Annotated in this window: 10 protein-coding genes and 1 pseudogene; 3 read left to right on the forward strand and 8 right to left on the reverse strand. The window is 61.5% G+C overall.

Annotation, left to right across the window (positions count from 1 at the left end; genetic code table 11):
- The first annotated feature begins 139 nt into the window (after window positions 1–139).
- A complete protein-coding gene (locus tag RWJ89_RS13275; RefSeq protein WP_316031022.1) occupies window positions 140–2,524 on the forward strand; it encodes a bifunctional diguanylate cyclase/phosphodiesterase in 2,385 nt (794 codons plus the stop codon).
- Between the two features lie 123 nt (window positions 2,525–2,647).
- Here RWJ89_RS13275 and RWJ89_RS13280 read toward each other — a convergent pair whose 3' ends face one another.
- Window positions 2,648–3,064 (reverse strand): MarR family winged helix-turn-helix transcriptional regulator, encoded by a 417-nt coding sequence (locus RWJ89_RS13280; protein WP_003544385.1) that lies wholly within the window; start codon window positions 3,062–3,064, stop codon window positions 2,648–2,650.
- Between the two features lie 543 nt (window positions 3,065–3,607).
- Between RWJ89_RS13280 and polA the strand changes: the two genes are divergently transcribed.
- Window positions 3,608–6,607: a DNA polymerase I gene (polA, locus tag RWJ89_RS13285; RefSeq protein ID WP_316029003.1), complete on the forward strand. Its 3,000-nt coding sequence runs from the start codon at window positions 3,608–3,610 to the stop codon at window positions 6,605–6,607.
- A gap of 275 nt (window positions 6,608–6,882) precedes the next feature.
- Window positions 6,883–9,210 (forward strand): DNA translocase FtsK, encoded by a 2,328-nt coding sequence (locus tag RWJ89_RS13290; RefSeq protein ID WP_316031023.1) that lies wholly within the window; start codon window positions 6,883–6,885, stop codon window positions 9,208–9,210.
- Between the two features lie 35 nt (window positions 9,211–9,245).
- Here RWJ89_RS13290 and RWJ89_RS13295 read toward each other — a convergent pair.
- The 7 genes and pseudogenes from RWJ89_RS13295 to phnD all read right to left on the reverse strand — a co-directional run bounded on the left by RWJ89_RS13295 (window position 9,246) and on the right by phnD (window position 15,645).
- Window positions 9,246–9,750, reverse strand: a pseudogene (locus tag RWJ89_RS13295) (GrpB family protein).
- A gap of 19 nt (window positions 9,751–9,769) precedes the next feature.
- A complete protein-coding gene (gene phnN, locus RWJ89_RS13300) occupies window positions 9,770–10,366 on the reverse strand; it encodes a phosphonate metabolism protein/1,5-bisphosphokinase (PRPP-forming) PhnN (protein ID WP_221999945.1) in 597 nt (198 codons plus the stop codon).
- Window positions 10,363–11,502: an alpha-D-ribose 1-methylphosphonate 5-triphosphate diphosphatase gene (locus RWJ89_RS13305; RefSeq protein ID WP_221999946.1), complete on the reverse strand. Its 1,140-nt coding sequence runs from the start codon at window positions 11,500–11,502 to the stop codon at window positions 10,363–10,365. The genes phnN and RWJ89_RS13305 overlap by 4 nt, the downstream gene beginning before the upstream one ends.
- A 13-nt stretch (window positions 11,503–11,515) precedes the next feature.
- Window positions 11,516–12,211, reverse strand: coding sequence for a DUF1045 domain-containing protein (locus tag RWJ89_RS13310; protein ID WP_168330627.1), 696 nt, complete (start codon window positions 12,209–12,211; stop codon window positions 11,516–11,518).
- Between the two features lie 120 nt (window positions 12,212–12,331).
- Window positions 12,332–13,684 (reverse strand): phosphonate ABC transporter, permease protein PhnE, encoded by a 1,353-nt coding sequence (gene phnE, locus RWJ89_RS13315; RefSeq protein WP_221999947.1) that lies wholly within the window; start codon window positions 13,682–13,684, stop codon window positions 12,332–12,334.
- On the reverse strand, window positions 13,684–14,664 hold the full coding sequence (phnE, locus tag RWJ89_RS13320) for a phosphonate ABC transporter, permease protein PhnE (RefSeq protein ID WP_077977170.1): 981 nt from the start codon (window positions 14,662–14,664) through the stop codon (window positions 13,684–13,686). Before phnE (RWJ89_RS13320) ends, phnE (RWJ89_RS13315) begins: the two co-directional genes overlap by 1 nt.
- A 69-nt stretch (window positions 14,665–14,733) precedes the next feature.
- Window positions 14,734–15,645 (reverse strand): phosphonate ABC transporter substrate-binding protein, encoded by a 912-nt coding sequence (gene phnD, locus RWJ89_RS13325; RefSeq protein WP_131662148.1) that lies wholly within the window; start codon window positions 15,643–15,645, stop codon window positions 14,734–14,736.
- Window positions 15,646–15,688: the final 43 nt, after the last annotated feature.

A 15,688-nucleotide genomic window follows, 5' to 3' on the forward strand; every position in this document is an offset into this window, starting at 1 on the left:
CGGCGGCGCGAAATGCCGGCCGGGAATAGATTAATATCAGGAAGGTTTGCTGGATAATATAAAAGAGAATTCTAATTCAATTTACAGTTATTTAGCACAACCTAAATAGCCTGACCGAATTCAGCTGTGCGAGGTTCGGATGTTTTCGGTCATTACATGTATTCGGGACAACCACGATTGGCGGCTGGTGCTTGTGGCGGCCGCGGTCTGCCTGGTCGGCGCTATGGCGGCTATGCTGCTGCTTTCTCGCGCCCAGGAATGCGATGCCGGGCGGCGCAAGCTCTGGATCGGCGCTGCGGCTTTTGCTTTCGGCACCGGCGTATGGGCAACGCACTTCATCGCGATGCTGGCCTATGATGGCGGCATGCCGATCGGCTACCAACTGGGCCTGACAACGCTTTCTTTCCTCCTGTCGGTTGTCGGTTCGTGGGCGGCGATCCTCGTCGCTTCGGAAAGCCGCGGCAGGTTTTCTCACATCCGCGGCGGCGTCCTGATGGCGCTCGGCATCGCCTCCATGCACCTGACCGGCATGCAGGCGATCGAAACGCAGGCGGCAATCCTTTATGATCCCTTCATGACGCTGAGTGCGGTTCTCGCAGGAGCGCTGTTGTCGAGCGCCGCCTTCCACGCCTTTTTCCAATTGAAGGGACTGAGGCGGCTCCTCGCCTCGTCAATCACTTTTGTCCTCGCGATCTGCGCTCTCCATTTCATCTCGATGGCCAGCATCACGCTCGTGCCGGATCCCGGCAAAGAGGTTCCGGCAACGGTGCTCGATGCCAGCCTGCTTGCTGCGATCGTCGTTGTAGCGGCGACGACGCTCATTCTCATTGCGCTCGCAGCGGTCTTTATCGAAAGCCACCTGACGGATCTGAGGGGGCTCGCGAATGCCTCGCAGGAAGGGCTGCTGATCCTGCGGGAAGGCCGAATCATCGATGCCAATGAACGTTTCCAGGGGCTTTCCGGCTGGAAACTTGCCGATCTTGCCGGCAAGGCGCCTTTGGCTGTTTTGTCCGCTATTCAAGGGACTGGGCAGAACAGACCCAGCGAGACGCTGCTCAACACCAGGAACGGCAGGGAGATCGCCGTCGAAGTGACCGCGAGCAGGATCGTCTATCGCGGGCACAATTGCGAGGTGCTGGCGGTGCGTGATCTCACCGAGCGCAGGCAGGCCGAGGAGATGATCGAGCATCTCGCCCACCACGACGTCCTCACCGATCTGCCGAACAGGTCGCTGTTCGATACCCGCATCCGGCAGGCGCTGCAGATGGCTGGACGAAAGAACAGCGAGGTTGCCCTCTTCTATCTCGACCTCGATCGCTTCAAGGCCGTCAACGATATCTTCGGTCATGCCGAAGGCGACCGCATTCTCCGCAAGGTCGCCTCGATCCTGCGCCGCGTGGCCGATGAGAGCGATACGGTCGCCCGCCTCGGCGGCGATGAATTCGCCATCATTCAGCCCGCCGGGCAGCAGCCGGCGGCGGCGCAAAAGCTTGCGGCTGATATCCTCGGCGAATTCGCCGCCGAGATGGACACGGCGCGTGACCCGACCGCCGTCGGCGTCAGCCTCGGCATCGCACTCTATCCTGCGGATGGGGCTGCTGCTGAAGAACTCTGCAACAATGCCGATACTGCACTCTACCGCGTCAAGCATGACGGTCGCGGCAAGGTCTGTTTCTTCGACGCGGAAATGGATAAGACGGCACGGAACCGCCGCCAGATCGAAAGCGAACTGCGCCATGCAATCATCCGCAACCAGATCCATGTCAGCTATCAGCCGATCCTCGATGCGCTGAGCGGCGAGATCGGCGGCTACGAGGCCCTGATGCGCTGGAACCGGCCAGGTCACGGCTTGACCGAGCCCGATATCTTCATCCCGATCGCCGAGGAAAGCGGCTCGATCGTGCAACTCGGCGAATGGGTGTTGCAGCAGGCCTGCAGGGAGGCTGTGCGCTGGCCGCTGCCGTTGATGATCGCCGTCAATCTCTCGCCGGTGCAATTCATGCTGCCGAACCTCTGCGAGCGGATCGAGGCGATCCTCGCCGAAACCGGGCTTGCGCCCAGCCGGCTGGAGCTCGAGATCACCGAGGCGGCCCTCATTCGCGATCGCGACCGGGTGATGACGACGCTGCTGCGGCTGCACAAGCTCGGCGTGCACATCGTCATGGATGATTTCGGCACCGGCTTTTCCTCGCTTTCCAACCTGCGTTCATTCCCTTTCGACAAGATCAAGGTCGACCGCAGTTTCACCGGCGTGCTGGAACATGATGCGGCGGCACGCTCGATCGTGCGCGCCATCATCGGCCTTGGTCATAGCCTCGGAATGCCTGTCGTGACGGAGGGCGTGGAAACCGAGATGCAGCGCCGGATTGTCGTCGAGGAAGGCTGCGCGCAAGTGCAGGGCCTTTTACTCGGCAAGCCGGATATCGAGCCGAGTATCAAGCTTGCCGCCCACGAAAACGTCCTGACCGCACAGATCGAAACCGGCGTGTCCTCATTGCGAGGCGCACATGGTGCTGGCGAGTGATCTTACAGCGCCGCGCGTCTTTTCAGACGCGTCAGACGCGCGCGAAGGACGCTGTAGCACTTTGTGGACTGCCGCATAATTTTATCCCTTAAATCGATTCCGATTTAAGGAATTATGCAGTGGTCAAAGCGCCTTGGCGTTTTCCAGAAGCCGGCGGATATATTCAAGCGTCAGCTCGCGCTCGAAAACCCGAAACCCTTTAAACAGCGCAAGATCGGCCTCACGCGCGGTCTCGATCGCCTCGGCCTCCATGGCGCGGGCTCTCGGCGTCAGGAAGAGCAGTTGCGCCCGCTTGTCGGATGGATGCGGCCGGCGTTCGATTAGGCCGTCGCGGACCATGCGCGAAAGCGTATTGGCCATGGTCGCCTGCTCGATATCGACCCGCTCGAGAAGCTGTTTCTGGGTCAGCCCGTCCTCGGCCCAGAGTTCCAGCAGAATGGGGAACTGCCCAGGAGAAAAACCGAGCCCGACCGCGCGCTGGTGCAGCGAGCGGGCAAAACCCTTCGCCAGCTGGCTGGCAAGGTAGGCTCCCGAATCCATGCGGTTAAATCCCATGATTGCAAGTTAGGCTCAAAACCATGCCGGAGACAATGCAGCAAATCGCATACGATGCTCCATAACATGCAAGCGGCGATCAGAATTTCGAGTGTCTCGAAAAAACAAAAATCGCCATGGCCTGGAGGTTGGCCATGGCGACTTTAAAGTGGGGACAAAGGCCCGGAGAGGGGGATAAGGCCTTTGTCCAAGCCTGACGCGGCGGGGGACAAGCCGGTAATCAGACCCGCGGCGCAATCAAGCGCCGGTGACATGGATTTGTGCCTTAGAATGTGGTTTTTCAAGGGAGGGCCATCGTTACAAATCGGTAACAGTTTGGTGAGCCGGAATCCCTGCCGCACAATTCCTGAGATCGGAATCGATGGAAGGATAAAATTATGCAGCAACGCCAAGTGCCCAGCGTCCTTTGCACGTCCGAAAATGCGCGCGGCGACGTAGCGCTCCGAGCGCCATAATCCTTTTCGCGCGCCGAACTTTATGCCGAACTCCATATGGACCTCGTCCCATGCCCGCGCTATCCATGCACGCATGAAAAAAGGCGATCACCTCTTCCTAGTCGATGGTTCCGGATTCATCTTCCGGGCGTTTCATGCACTGCCGCCGCTGACCCGCAAGACCGACGGCCTGCCGATCGGCGCCGTGTCCGGTTTCTGCAACATGCTGTGGAAGCTGCTGAGGGACGCGCGCAATACCGATGTCGGTGTGACCCCGACGCATCTTGCCGTCATCTTCGATTATTCCGCCAAGACGTTTCGCAAGGATCTCTACAACGCCTACAAGGCGAACCGCTCCGCGCCGCCGGAAGAACTCATCCCGCAATTCGGCCTTATAAGAGAGGCGACCCGCGCCTTCAATCTGCCCTGCATCGAGACCGAAGGCTTCGAGGCCGACGACATCATCGCCACCTATGCCCGCCAGGCCGAAGCGACCGGCGCCGATGTCACCATCGTCTCCTCCGACAAGGATCTGATGCAGCTCGTCAGCCCCAATGTCCATATGTATGACAGCATGAAGGACAAGCAGATCGGCATTCCCGATGTCATCGAGAAATGGGGCGTGCCGCCGGAAAAGATGATCGACCTGCAGGCGATGACCGGCGATTCGGTCGACAATGTTCCCGGCATTCCCGGCATCGGCCCGAAAACCGCCGCCCAACTTCTCGAGGAATACGGCGATCTCGATACGCTGCTCGAACGCGCCACCGAGATCAAGCAGGTCAAGCGCCGCGAGACGATCCTCGCCAATATCGACATGGCCAGGCTCTCGCGCGATCTCGTGCGGCTGCGCACCGATGTGCCGCTCGATCTCGATCTCGACGGGCTGGTGCTTGAACCGCAGAACGGTCCGAAGCTGATCGGCTTCCTGAAGACGATGGAATTCACCACGCTGACGCGCCGCGTCGCCGAAGCCTGCGATTGCGATGCGAGCGCCATCGAACCGGCGATCGTCCGCATCGAATGGGGTGAGACGGCCCGCGGCCCGGATCTCGATGCGGCCGAGCCCGAGCCCGTTGCCGGCGGCATCCCCGATGTTTCCGGCGAATCCGTGCCGGTGCCGCCGCGTGCAAAGGCGAAGACCGCGGTCGAAGGCGCCTTTTCGCCCGCCGATCTTGCCAAGGCGCGGGCCGAGGCCTTCGCGACGCTGCCCTTCGATCATTCGACCTATGCCACGATCCGCGATCTGGCGACGCTCGACCGCTGGATTGCCGATGCGCGCGCCACCGGCCTCGTTGCTTTCGATACCGAGACCACCTCGCTGGATGCGATGCAGGCCGAGCTTGTCGGCTTTTCGCTGGCGATCGCCGACAATACGGCTGATCCCACCGGCACGAAGATCCGCGCCGCCTATGTGCCGCTCGTCCATAAGAACGGCGTCGGCGATCTGCTCGGCGGCGGCCTTGCCGAAAACCAGATTCCCATGGGCGATGCCCTGCCACGGCTGAAGGCATTGCTGGAAGACGAATCGGTTCTCAAGGTCGCCCAGAACCTGAAATACGATTACCTGCTGATGAAGCGCTACGGCATCGAGACCAGGAGTTTCGACGACACGATGCTGATCTCCTACGTGCTCGATGCCGGCACCGGCGCGCATGGCATGGACCCGCTCTCGGAAAAATTCCTCGGCCATACCCCGATCCCCTACAAGGACGTGGCGGGCAGCGGCAAGGCGAACGTCACCTTCGATCTGGTCGATATCGACCGCGCCACCCACTATGCCGCCGAAGATGCCGAGGTGACGCTGCGCCTCTGGCTGGTGCTGAAGCCGCGTCTGGCGGCGGCGGGATTGACCAGCGTCTATGAACGGCTGGAGCGGCCGCTATTGCCGGTGCTGGCGCGCATGGAAGCGCGCGGCATCACCGTCGACCGGCAGATCCTGTCGCGCCTCTCCGGCGAGCTGGCCCAGAGTGCAGCAAGGCTGGAGGACGAGATTTACGTGCTGGCCGGCGAGCGCTTCAATATCGGTTCGCCGAAGCAGCTGGGCGATATCCTGTTCGGCAAGATGGGCCTTGCCGGCGGCAACAAGACGAAGACAGGCCAATGGTCCACCTCCGCGCAGGTGCTCGAGGATCTGGCCGCCGCCGGTTTCGAATTGCCGCGCAAGATCGTCGACTGGCGCCAGGTCACCAAGCTGAAATCCACCTATACCGACGCACTTCCGGGTTACGTTCACCCCGAGACAAAGCGGGTCCACACCTCCTACTCGCTGGCATCGACGACCACGGGGCGCCTGTCCTCGTCCGAGCCGAACCTGCAGAACATTCCGGTGCGCACCGCCGAAGGCCGCAAGATCCGCACCGCCTTCATCTCGACGCCTGGCCACAAGCTGATCTCTGCCGACTACAGCCAGATCGAACTGCGCGTGCTTGCCCATGTGGCCGAGATCCCGCAACTGACCAAGGCCTTCGAAGATGGCGTCGACATCCACGCCATGACGGCGTCGGAAATGTTCGGCGTGCCGGTGGAAGGTATGCCGGGCGAGGTGCGCCGCCGCGCCAAGGCGATCAATTTCGGCATCATCTACGGCATCTCGGCCTTCGGGCTTGCCAATCAGCTTTCGATCGAGCGTTCGGAAGCCGGCGACTACATCAAGAAGTATTTCGAGCGTTTCCCCGGCATCCGCGACTATATGGAAAGCCGAAAGGCCATGGCGCGCGACAAGGGTTACGTCGAAACGATCTTCGGCCGCCGCATCAACTATCCCGAAATCCGCTCTTCCAATCCATCCGTGCGCGCCTTTAACGAGCGTGCGGCGATCAACGCGCCGATCCAGGGCTCGGCTGCCGACGTCATCCGCCGGGCGATGATCAAGATAGAGCCGGCGCTTGTTGAAGTCGGCCTTGCCGATCGCGTTCGCATGCTGCTGCAGGTGCATGACGAACTCATCTTCGAGGTCGAGGACGAGGATGTCGAAAAGGCGATGCCGGTCATCGTCTCGGTCATGGAAAACGCCACCATGCCGGCGCTGGAAATGCGCGTGCCGCTGAGGGTCGATGCCCGCGCCGCCACCAATTGGGACGAGGCGCATTAAAAGCATGTCGCGCAAAACTGTGCGGCGGTTTTGCGACAACGACATGCGTGGAAATAAAGCCTAAAGCGCCAGCAGCGATCTGAAAGATTGCGACGCGCTTCAGAGCACCTCCCCTAAATTGGCAAAGATTTTTCTCACTGCCAGAACTCATTGAAAGTGCAGCGATTTATCCCAAGGGGTCGTATCGGAACGATACGGCTGGAAGGAACTTATTAACCTTCCTTTTCTATCCCGGTAGGGTCGTAATTTGCAAAGCATGAGTGAGTAGCGGACGCATGCGTTTTCCCAGAACCAATTTGACGGATGCCGGAGATTTTTCCAGCGAGATTGAAACGGACCTTCCGGAGGAAAACCCAGGGGAGAAGCCGGCGGCACCCATCTGGCAGAGCAACTTTTCCCTCGCGCCCAATGTCCGTTTCACCCGCACGCCGGAAACGCTGATCAGCAGGCGGCGCGCGCCGAATGAGCCGGTTCGCGATGATTCGCAGATTGGACAGCAGGCGATACGGACAGAGCCGGTTGCCGTCGACGTGCCGTTCGATATCTATCTGCCGGAGCCGGACGACATTTCCGCAGCACGGCACAGGATCGAACTGCAGCAGTCACCTTTGCTTGACGAGCCCGGCGCGCCGGCTTTCCGCGCCAGCGCCGAGCTTTCCTCCATTTCGGATTTCGCCTTCTGGGAAGTCATGGCCTTCGAAGAGGCAGAGCCGGTTCGCGCGCCGCCGTTGATATCCTTCCCGAAGACCGAGACCTCGCCCGAATCGATCACGTCGCTGTTCCGGATCATGGAATGGCGCCCCGGCCGGCCGGCCCCGGCTCCCGTCGTCTCTCGCCCGGCCCGGCAGCCTGCCGCGGTCTCCGCAAAGGTCGCCGTGCGCCCTGCGGCCGCCATATCCCTGGAAAAGCCCAGGCGCATTCCTGTCGAGGCACCGGTCGCGCCGGCCCCCCGGGCTGCGCCGGCTCCTCACATCGCATCGGCCCTTCAGGCCGCGCCGGCGCCGCAGCGCACGCCGCCCGTCGCTGCGGTCCTGCCATCGCCGCGCCTGGCCGTGAGGCCCGAAAGGATCGACGCATCCGGCTATGAATTTCCGCCGCGCGCTCTGTTGCAGGAACCGCCGGAACGCCTCGGCGAGATCATGTCGCAGGAGACACTGGAGCAGAATGCCGGGCTTCTGGAAAGCGTGCTGGAAGATTTCGGCATCAAGGGCGAAATCATCCATGTCCGTCCAGGCCCTGTTGTCACCCTCTATGAATTCGAGCCGGCGCCGGGCGTGAAATCGTCGCGTGTCATCGGCCTTGCCGATGATATCGCCCGCTCGATGTCGGCGCTCTCGGCCCGCGTTGCCGTGGTCCCCGGCCGCAACGTCATCGGCATCGAATTGCCGAATGTCACACGCGAAACCGTTTACTTCCGCGAGATGATCGAGAGCCAGGATTTCGAGAAGAGTGGCTACAAGCTGGCGCTCGGCCTCGGCAAGACCATCGGCGGCGAACCTGTCATTGCCGAGCTCGCCAAGATGCCGCATCTGCTCGTCGCCGGCACCACCGGTTCCGGCAAGTCGGTCGCCATCAATACGATGATCCTGTCGCTGCTCTACCGCATGACGCCGGAACAGTGCCGGCTGATCATGGTCGACCCGAAGATGCTCGAACTGTCTGTCTATGACGGCATCCCGCATCTGCTGACGCCCGTCGTCACCGATCCGAAAAAGGCGGTCATGGCGCTGAAATGGGCCGTGCGCGAAATGGAAGAGCGCTATCGCAAGATGTCGCGCCTTGGTGTCCGCAACATCGACGGTTACAACGACCGCGTCGCCCAGGCCCGCGAAAAGGGCGAGACCATCCATGTCATGGTCCAGGTCGGCTTCGACAAGGGCACCGGCACTCCGATCGAGGAAAGCCAGGCACTGGACCTGACGCCGATGCCTTATATCGTCGTCATCGTCGACGAGATGGCCGACCTGATGATGGTCGCCGGCAAGGACATCGAAGGTGCGATCCAACGCCTCGCCCAGATGGCGCGTGCCGCCGGCATCCATCTGATCATGGCGACACAGCGTCCGTCGGTCGACGTCATCACCGGCACGATCAAGGCGAACTTCCCGACCCGCATCTCCTTCCAGGTGACCTCGAAGATCGACAGCCGCACCATTCTCGGCGAACAGGGCGCCGAGCAGCTGCTCGGTCAGGGAGATATGCTGCATATGCAGGGCGGCGGGCGGATTTCCCGTGTCCACGGTCCCTTCGTCTCGGATGTCGAGGTCGAAAAGGTCGTTGCCCATCTGAAGACCCAGGGCCGCCCGGAATATCTCGACACCGTCACCGCCGACGAGGAGGAAGAGACGGAAGAGGAAGAAGCCGGCGCCGTCTTCGACAAGAGCGCCATGGCTTCGGAGGATGGCAACGAGCTTTACGAGCAGGCGGTCAAGGTCGTCATGCGTGACAAGAAATGCTCGACCTCCTACATCCAGCGCCGCCTCGGCATCGGCTACAACCGCGCTGCCTCATTGGTGGAACGCATGGAAAAGGAAGGCCTCGTCGGCCCCGCCAACCATGTCGGCAAGCGCGAGATCGTATCGGGACGGGGCGACGGCGAGTAATCGCCGGCGGCCAGGGCGTCTGACGGATTCCTGTTTTACATCATCGAGGCAGCCAGCCGAACCGTCTCGCTGACAAACTCGGTCTTTCCGCCGGTATAAAAATCCCAATCGCCGTCTGCCTCCGCAGCCAGCTGGCGTTTCAGATCGGCATAGGCCTTGGCCCTCTCGGTGTGATCCCTGAGATAATCGCGAAACAGAATGCGCTCCCGATGCGCGCGATTATTAGGCCCGCAAAGATAGAGCTTGAAGCCATAACCTTCACGATCGCGCGTGAAGGCCCAGCGTTGCTCTCCTGTATCGCCGTGGAAGACGAAATCCGCCGCGCGCACGACCTCGATCGCCGCCGGCAGGAATGCCTCGGATTATCATCACGGCATCGAGGTCGATCTTCGGCTTGGCCGCCAGGCCAGCCACTGATGTGCTGCCGATATGATCGATGGAAAGCAGGCAGTCGCCGAGCAACGCGGAGACCTCGGTGCTGATCTCGGCAAACAGCCGCGGCCAGGAAGGATCGTAGTCGACCACCTTGATGACGCGCATGCCCTTCCTCTCGATCTGGTCAGGGCGCCTTGGTCAGCAATCCGTCGAGGATCTCGATCATCTTCTGCTCGGCCTCTTCGAGCGAGCCGCTATTGTCGAGCTCCACCACGTCATATTCGCCGCGCACCGTCAGTGGTCCGCGGGCAAGCCGGGCCATGATATCCTCATGCGTCTCGCGGCCGCGCGCCTCCAGCCGGCCGGCGAGCACCTCTGGACTGGCGGTAACGTTGATGACCTTCAGCCGCGGGAAGGCGGCCTGGAAGCGATGAAGCGCCGAGCGCGAGCCGTTGGCGACGACGACATGACCTCTCGACAGCGCCACCGAGACCTCGGCCGGGATACCGTATCTCAGGCCATGCGCTTCCCACCAGACGGCGAAGGAGCCTGACTGCTCCATGGAGGCAAAACCTTCGAGGGAGACGGAAAGATGGTCTTCGCCGCCGGCGTCACGGTGACGGGTGATGACGCGGCGGACGAAATGCACATCGTCGCGGCCCTTGAAACGCCGGGCCGCGAGGTTCATCAGCGTGTCCTTGCCAGCGCCGCTCGGTCCGACGACGACGACCATGATGCCGCGCTCGGCTCCGGCTCCGGGGTGGGGTTCGTGCGACATCATGCGACACGGTGTCCCTGGCGCCAGACCGAGCGTGTCACCGGCACGCCGTGCGAACGGTGGACGCGCACGAGATCGGCGCGCAGCCCCGCCGCGATCCGGCCGCGGTCATCGAGACTGACGGTGCGGGCGGGCGTCGACGTCACCATGGCGATCGCCTTCGGCAGGCTGATGCTCTCCACCTCGTCGGCGAGGATGAACGGCGCATGCAGCAGGCTGAGCGGTACGTAGTCGGAGGAAAGCACGTCGAGCACCCCCATTTCGGCAAGGTCGCGGGCGGCGATATTGCCGGAATGCGACTTACCGCGCACGATGTTCGGCGCCCCCATCAGTACGCTCATGCCGTGTCCGTGCGATGCCCGGGCGGCATCGAAGCTGGTCGGGAATTCGGCCAGGCGCACGCCGTTGTCGATCGCTTCGTCGACATGCGAGAGCGTCGCATCATCATGGCTTGCCACGGTGATGCCGCGCTCGGCGCAGACCTTGGCGATGGCGTTGCGGTGCGGCGTCGAATTGCGCGCCGATTCTGCCTGGCGCTTGGCGACGAAACGGGCGAAGGCCTCGTCGCTCAGCCCCCGCTTCTTCTGGTAGTAGAAAATATACTGATCCATCGTCTGGAACTGACGCTGGCCGGGTGCATGATCCATCAGCGAGACGAGCCGCACATGCCGGTCGTTTTCGAAATCGGCGAAATGTTCGAGCACATTGTCGGCCGAGACCTCGCAGCGCAGGTGGATGAGGTGCTCGGCGCGCAGCCTGCCTTCCGTCTCCGCCGACTGGATGGCATCGGCCATCTCGCGCATTTCGCCATGTTCGAAGCCGCCGTCCTCGTCCGCACCCATGCGCAGGCAGTCGAACACAGTGGTGATGCCTGATGTGACGATCTGGGCGTCATGCGCCTGGATGGCGGCGGTCTTGTTCCAGCGGATGCCGGGGCGCGGCTGATAATGCCCTTCGAGATGGTCGGTGTGCAGCTCGACAAGGCCGGGAATGATGTAGTCGCCTTCAAAATCTTCGCCGGCTACCGAGTTGCCCTCGGAGATATCGGCGATCTTCCCGTCGCGAATGAGGATCGAGCCCGAGAGGATGTCGTCCTCGAGAACGATGCGGGCGTTGGAAAACACGGTCTCTTTGCTCATGGCGTCAGGTCTTTCAGCTTTTGGCGCCGGCAAGCGGCAGCCAGGAATGAACTTTGAATGGGGCGCCGCGCGTCTCCTCGATGAAAACGGCAAGGCCGGAAATCGAAAGCGGCCGGCCGGTGAAATCGGCAAAGCGCTCGGTCAGGATCGCTTTCATCACCGCGGCGCGTGTCTCGGGCACCTGGCCGCTCAGTGTCATGTGAAAGCCGAAATCCTCCATGACGTAAGGATAACCCCAGCGTTGCAGATGGGCGCGCTGGCTGTCGCTGAGCTTCTCCGGGTTGCGCCGCGTCATATCGGCCTCGGAAAGTGCTGCGCGGAACGGCTCGAACGACCTTACCACCTTCGCGGCGAAATCCTGAAGCGGTTGATGAAGAGAACCGGGAACGAGGGCAAAAAAACGGCCGAGCTGGCCAAGCACGAGTTCAGGAATCTCGAAGGCTTGCGTGCGCCGGGCAAAATCCTCGGCAACGGCCATGAGATCCTTCTCGGTGACGGAGGAGGCGAGCGAAAACGGCGCCTTGATCGTGGCGTGAAAGCCGTAGCGGCGGGGGTCGGCGGTCAGCTCGAACTGTTCTGCAGCACCCAGCTGCTCATGTTCCGGTGCAGGATAGGTCTCGCCGGTGAAGGCATTGCGGCCGAGCCAGAGCGAGGCCGCGCCGGTCAGGGGATCATCCTTCGGCGGCGAGAAATAGAGAGCGTAGCGCAAGGCTTTTATCCTGGAGATCGTCCAAACGGGGGAGTGCACTGTGCAGTGATTTGGCGGCGAACCGCAAGCTGGCTCCCGGCTAAAAGATTTCCGTGACAGAATGATGATGGCGTCAGTTCGTCAGTGGCCCTTTTTTCCCATCACGCGCGAACGCAGCGCATTCGAGAGGTTGTCGAAGGCGAAGATCACGAGGAGGATCAGCAGGACCATATAGGCGACTTTGTCCCAGTCCGAATTGGTCTTCATGGATTCGAGCAGCTTGAGGCCAATGCCGCCCGCACCGACGGCACCGATGACGGTCGCCGAGCGGGTATTCGATTCCCAGAAATAGAGCGATTGCGAGATGAACACCGGCAGGACCTGGGGGATGACGCCGTAGCGTTGGACGGCCACCGGTGCCGCACCGACCGATCTCACGCCCTCACGTTGCTTGTCGTCAATGTTCTCAAGCGCTTCGGCATAGACCTTGCCGAGCGCGCCCGTATCGGTGAAGAAGATCGCCGCGATGCCCGGAAGCGGCCCTGGGCCGAAGGCACGGGTGAAGAACAACGCCCAGATCAGCATGTCGATCGAGCGCAGGAAGTCGAAGAGCCGCTTCGTGGCCCAGTTCGCAGCGCGGCTTCGCGTTATGTTGCGCGCGGCGATGAAGGCGAGCGGAAAAGCGACCAGCGTGCCGAAGAGCGTACCGACAAAGGCCATGACCAGCGTCTGCATCAACTTCGACAGGATGTCGCGATGCTGCCAGCTTGCGTTATTCAGGAAGTTGTCGAACGCCAGCGAGGCATTCGACTGGTTGGGATCGAGCCGTTCGCCGGAGAACATCAGGCCGACCACCTCAGGCAGGTTCCGGCCCCAGAAGGGCGACTGCGTATCGAAGAAGAAGTTCGCCCAGCCGAGAAAGCGGCGCTGGACATAGACCTGGCTGGTACGGATTTCCGCCTGTCCCGCGAAGCCGTAATAGACGATCACCTTGTTGTCGTCCTGCTCCATCTGGGCAGGCGCATCGGCCGGCAGGGAGGCGCGATCGCGGGTGACGGTCACGGGATAGAGCTTGCCGCCGATATAGACGTCGACGCGGCTCGGCGTCACTTCCATGCGGTCCTCGTCGCCACCGAAGATGACGGTGTATCGGCTGCTGTCGGCATTGGGCTTCAGCCAGTTGATATCGGCGCCCTCGGGATACTGGCGGCGGCTCGTCCATTGGGGGACGACCTGATCGTTCTGGAAACGCAGGCGCGGCTGGGCGCGCCAGGAATACCAGTCCTGGACATAGATCGCAGCACGGTCCCAGTTGCCGTTCACAAAGGTGGGGATGACGTTGAAGAAGGCGAAGCAGAAGGCAAGATAAATGAAAACCGCAGCTGAAATGAGGAGCAGACCCCAGCGTTGCATGAAGCTGCGATGGAAGACGTCCGGATAGGCGGAAAGCAGTCGTTCGCGCTCGGCGGCGTTGATGGTCGGAACCGAGGACATCAGGCTGCTCCCTGTCCGAATTCGAAGGACTGCTTGCCGATCAGCCGGCGGCGCAGCCAGGCGGAGAATTGGTCGACGCAAATGACGGTGATCAGCAGCAGGATGATGATCGCATAGGTCTTGGCAGCATGGTCGCGTCCGATCGACAGACTGAAGACCTCACCTATGCCACCGCCGCCGACGGCGCCGATTATAGTCGAGGCGCGCACGTTGATCTCAGTCCGCAGCAGCGTGTAGGAGACGAAGTTCGGCAACACCTGCGGCAGGATCGCGAAGCGCACACGCTCCAGCCAGCTGGCGCCGGCGGCGCGCAGCCCTTCATCCGGCTTCATGTCGGCATTCTCGACGACTTCGAAGAACAGCTTCCCAAGCGCGCCGACGGTATGGACCCATACCGCGATGATCGCTGAAATCGGTCCGATCGACAGGATCGCGGCGAGAAGACCGGCGACGACGATTTCCGGGAAGGCGCGCATGATTTCCATGATGCGCCGCACGACCCAGCGCGTCACGCCTGCACCGACCAGATTGGTGGAAGCGAAAAAGCAGAGCAAGAACGCGCCGCTCGCACCGAGAATGGTGGAGACGATGGCGATGTTGAGCGTGATCGCGAGCTGGTAGAAGAAATTCGGGATGTAGAAACTATCGGTGATCCAGACGCGGTCGCTTGTATAGTCGTATTTGATCGAACCGTCAGAGAAGGGCGACGGTAGGTCGAACATGGCGCGGAAGATCTCCAGCGGACTGTCCGGCACGAAGCTCTTCATGAAGTCGAAGAAATAGGGAAGTCGCTCGAAGAACTTACCCGAATTGGCGCCGTTGGCGAAGTCGAGCGAGGCGCCGAGGATGATCAGGAAGACCACGATTGAAACGACGGTATAGATCCGCCGCGTCCGAACCTGGCTCTGATAATGATCGAGGATGGTGCGTGAGCCCTCCTGCAATCCGCTCAGAGAGTCCGCGCCGGCCGAGTGCGCCATATGTGGCTTCCTTCTTGGAAAACGGCGGCATCATCATGATGCCGCCGCAAGACTGTTCAGACTTGATGATCAGCCGCCGATAACGGCCTTACGGGCATCGATGATCGTCTGGTAGAAGCTCTGGTCGACCGGCGCCCAGTCAACGTAGCCGCCGCCCGTGAACGATTCGAAGCAGCTCTTGTCTGTCTTCGGCAGTTCGGCGAAATAGGCGGTAACCTTCTTCTGGAGGTCGGCCGGCAGCTTCTGGGAAACCATCAGCGGGCCGTTCGGGATGAGCGGCGACTTCCAGACTTCGACGATATCGTCCATGTCGAGCAAGCCCTTGGTGACCATCTGGTGCAGGTTGCCGGACGTGTAGCCCTGCGCCCAGTCGCCCTGACCGGAACCGAAGGTGGTACCGACATCGAACTTTTTGTCGAGAACGCCGAGAACGAGATTCTCGTGGCCGCCGCCGAAGCCGGTTTCAGCGAAGTACTGCTTGACTGGTGCGCCGGTGGCCTTCGGAAGGGCAACGTTAGGAACAAGGTAGCCGGAGGTAGAGTCCGGATCGGCGAAGCCGAGCTTCTTGCCCTTGGCGTCGGCAAGCGTCTTGATGCCGGAGTCCTTGCGGGCAACCATGATCGAGTAGTAGCCGGTCGAACCGTCTGCCTGCTTGGTAGTCAGAACCGGGGTGACGGCGTTCGGATCCTTGATATAGACCGCGGCGTAAGAGGCGGCGCCCATGACGGCGAGGTCAATCGTGCCGCCAAGGAGACCCTGGATGACGCCGTTGTAGTTCGGCGACGGGAAGAGCTGAACTTCAGAAACGCCAGTGGCAGCGATCAGGCCGGGCTTGACGCATTCGGTGCGGCGAACCTGGTCGGCTTCGTTTTCACCGCCATCGAGACCGATGCGGAGGACCTTGACGTCCTGGGCAGCGGCATTGCCGGCGAGGGCGGCGACGGCGATGGTTGCCATCATGATCTTGCGGAATGCAGACATGGAAGTCTCCTTTTGTGACATGGTTTGTTTGTCAGTTATTTTT

It is taken from the genome of Rhizobium sp. 10PS4 (assembly GCF_032464805.1).
In the GTDB taxonomy this organism is placed as follows: domain Bacteria; phylum Pseudomonadota; class Alphaproteobacteria; order Rhizobiales; family Rhizobiaceae; genus Rhizobium; species Rhizobium laguerreae.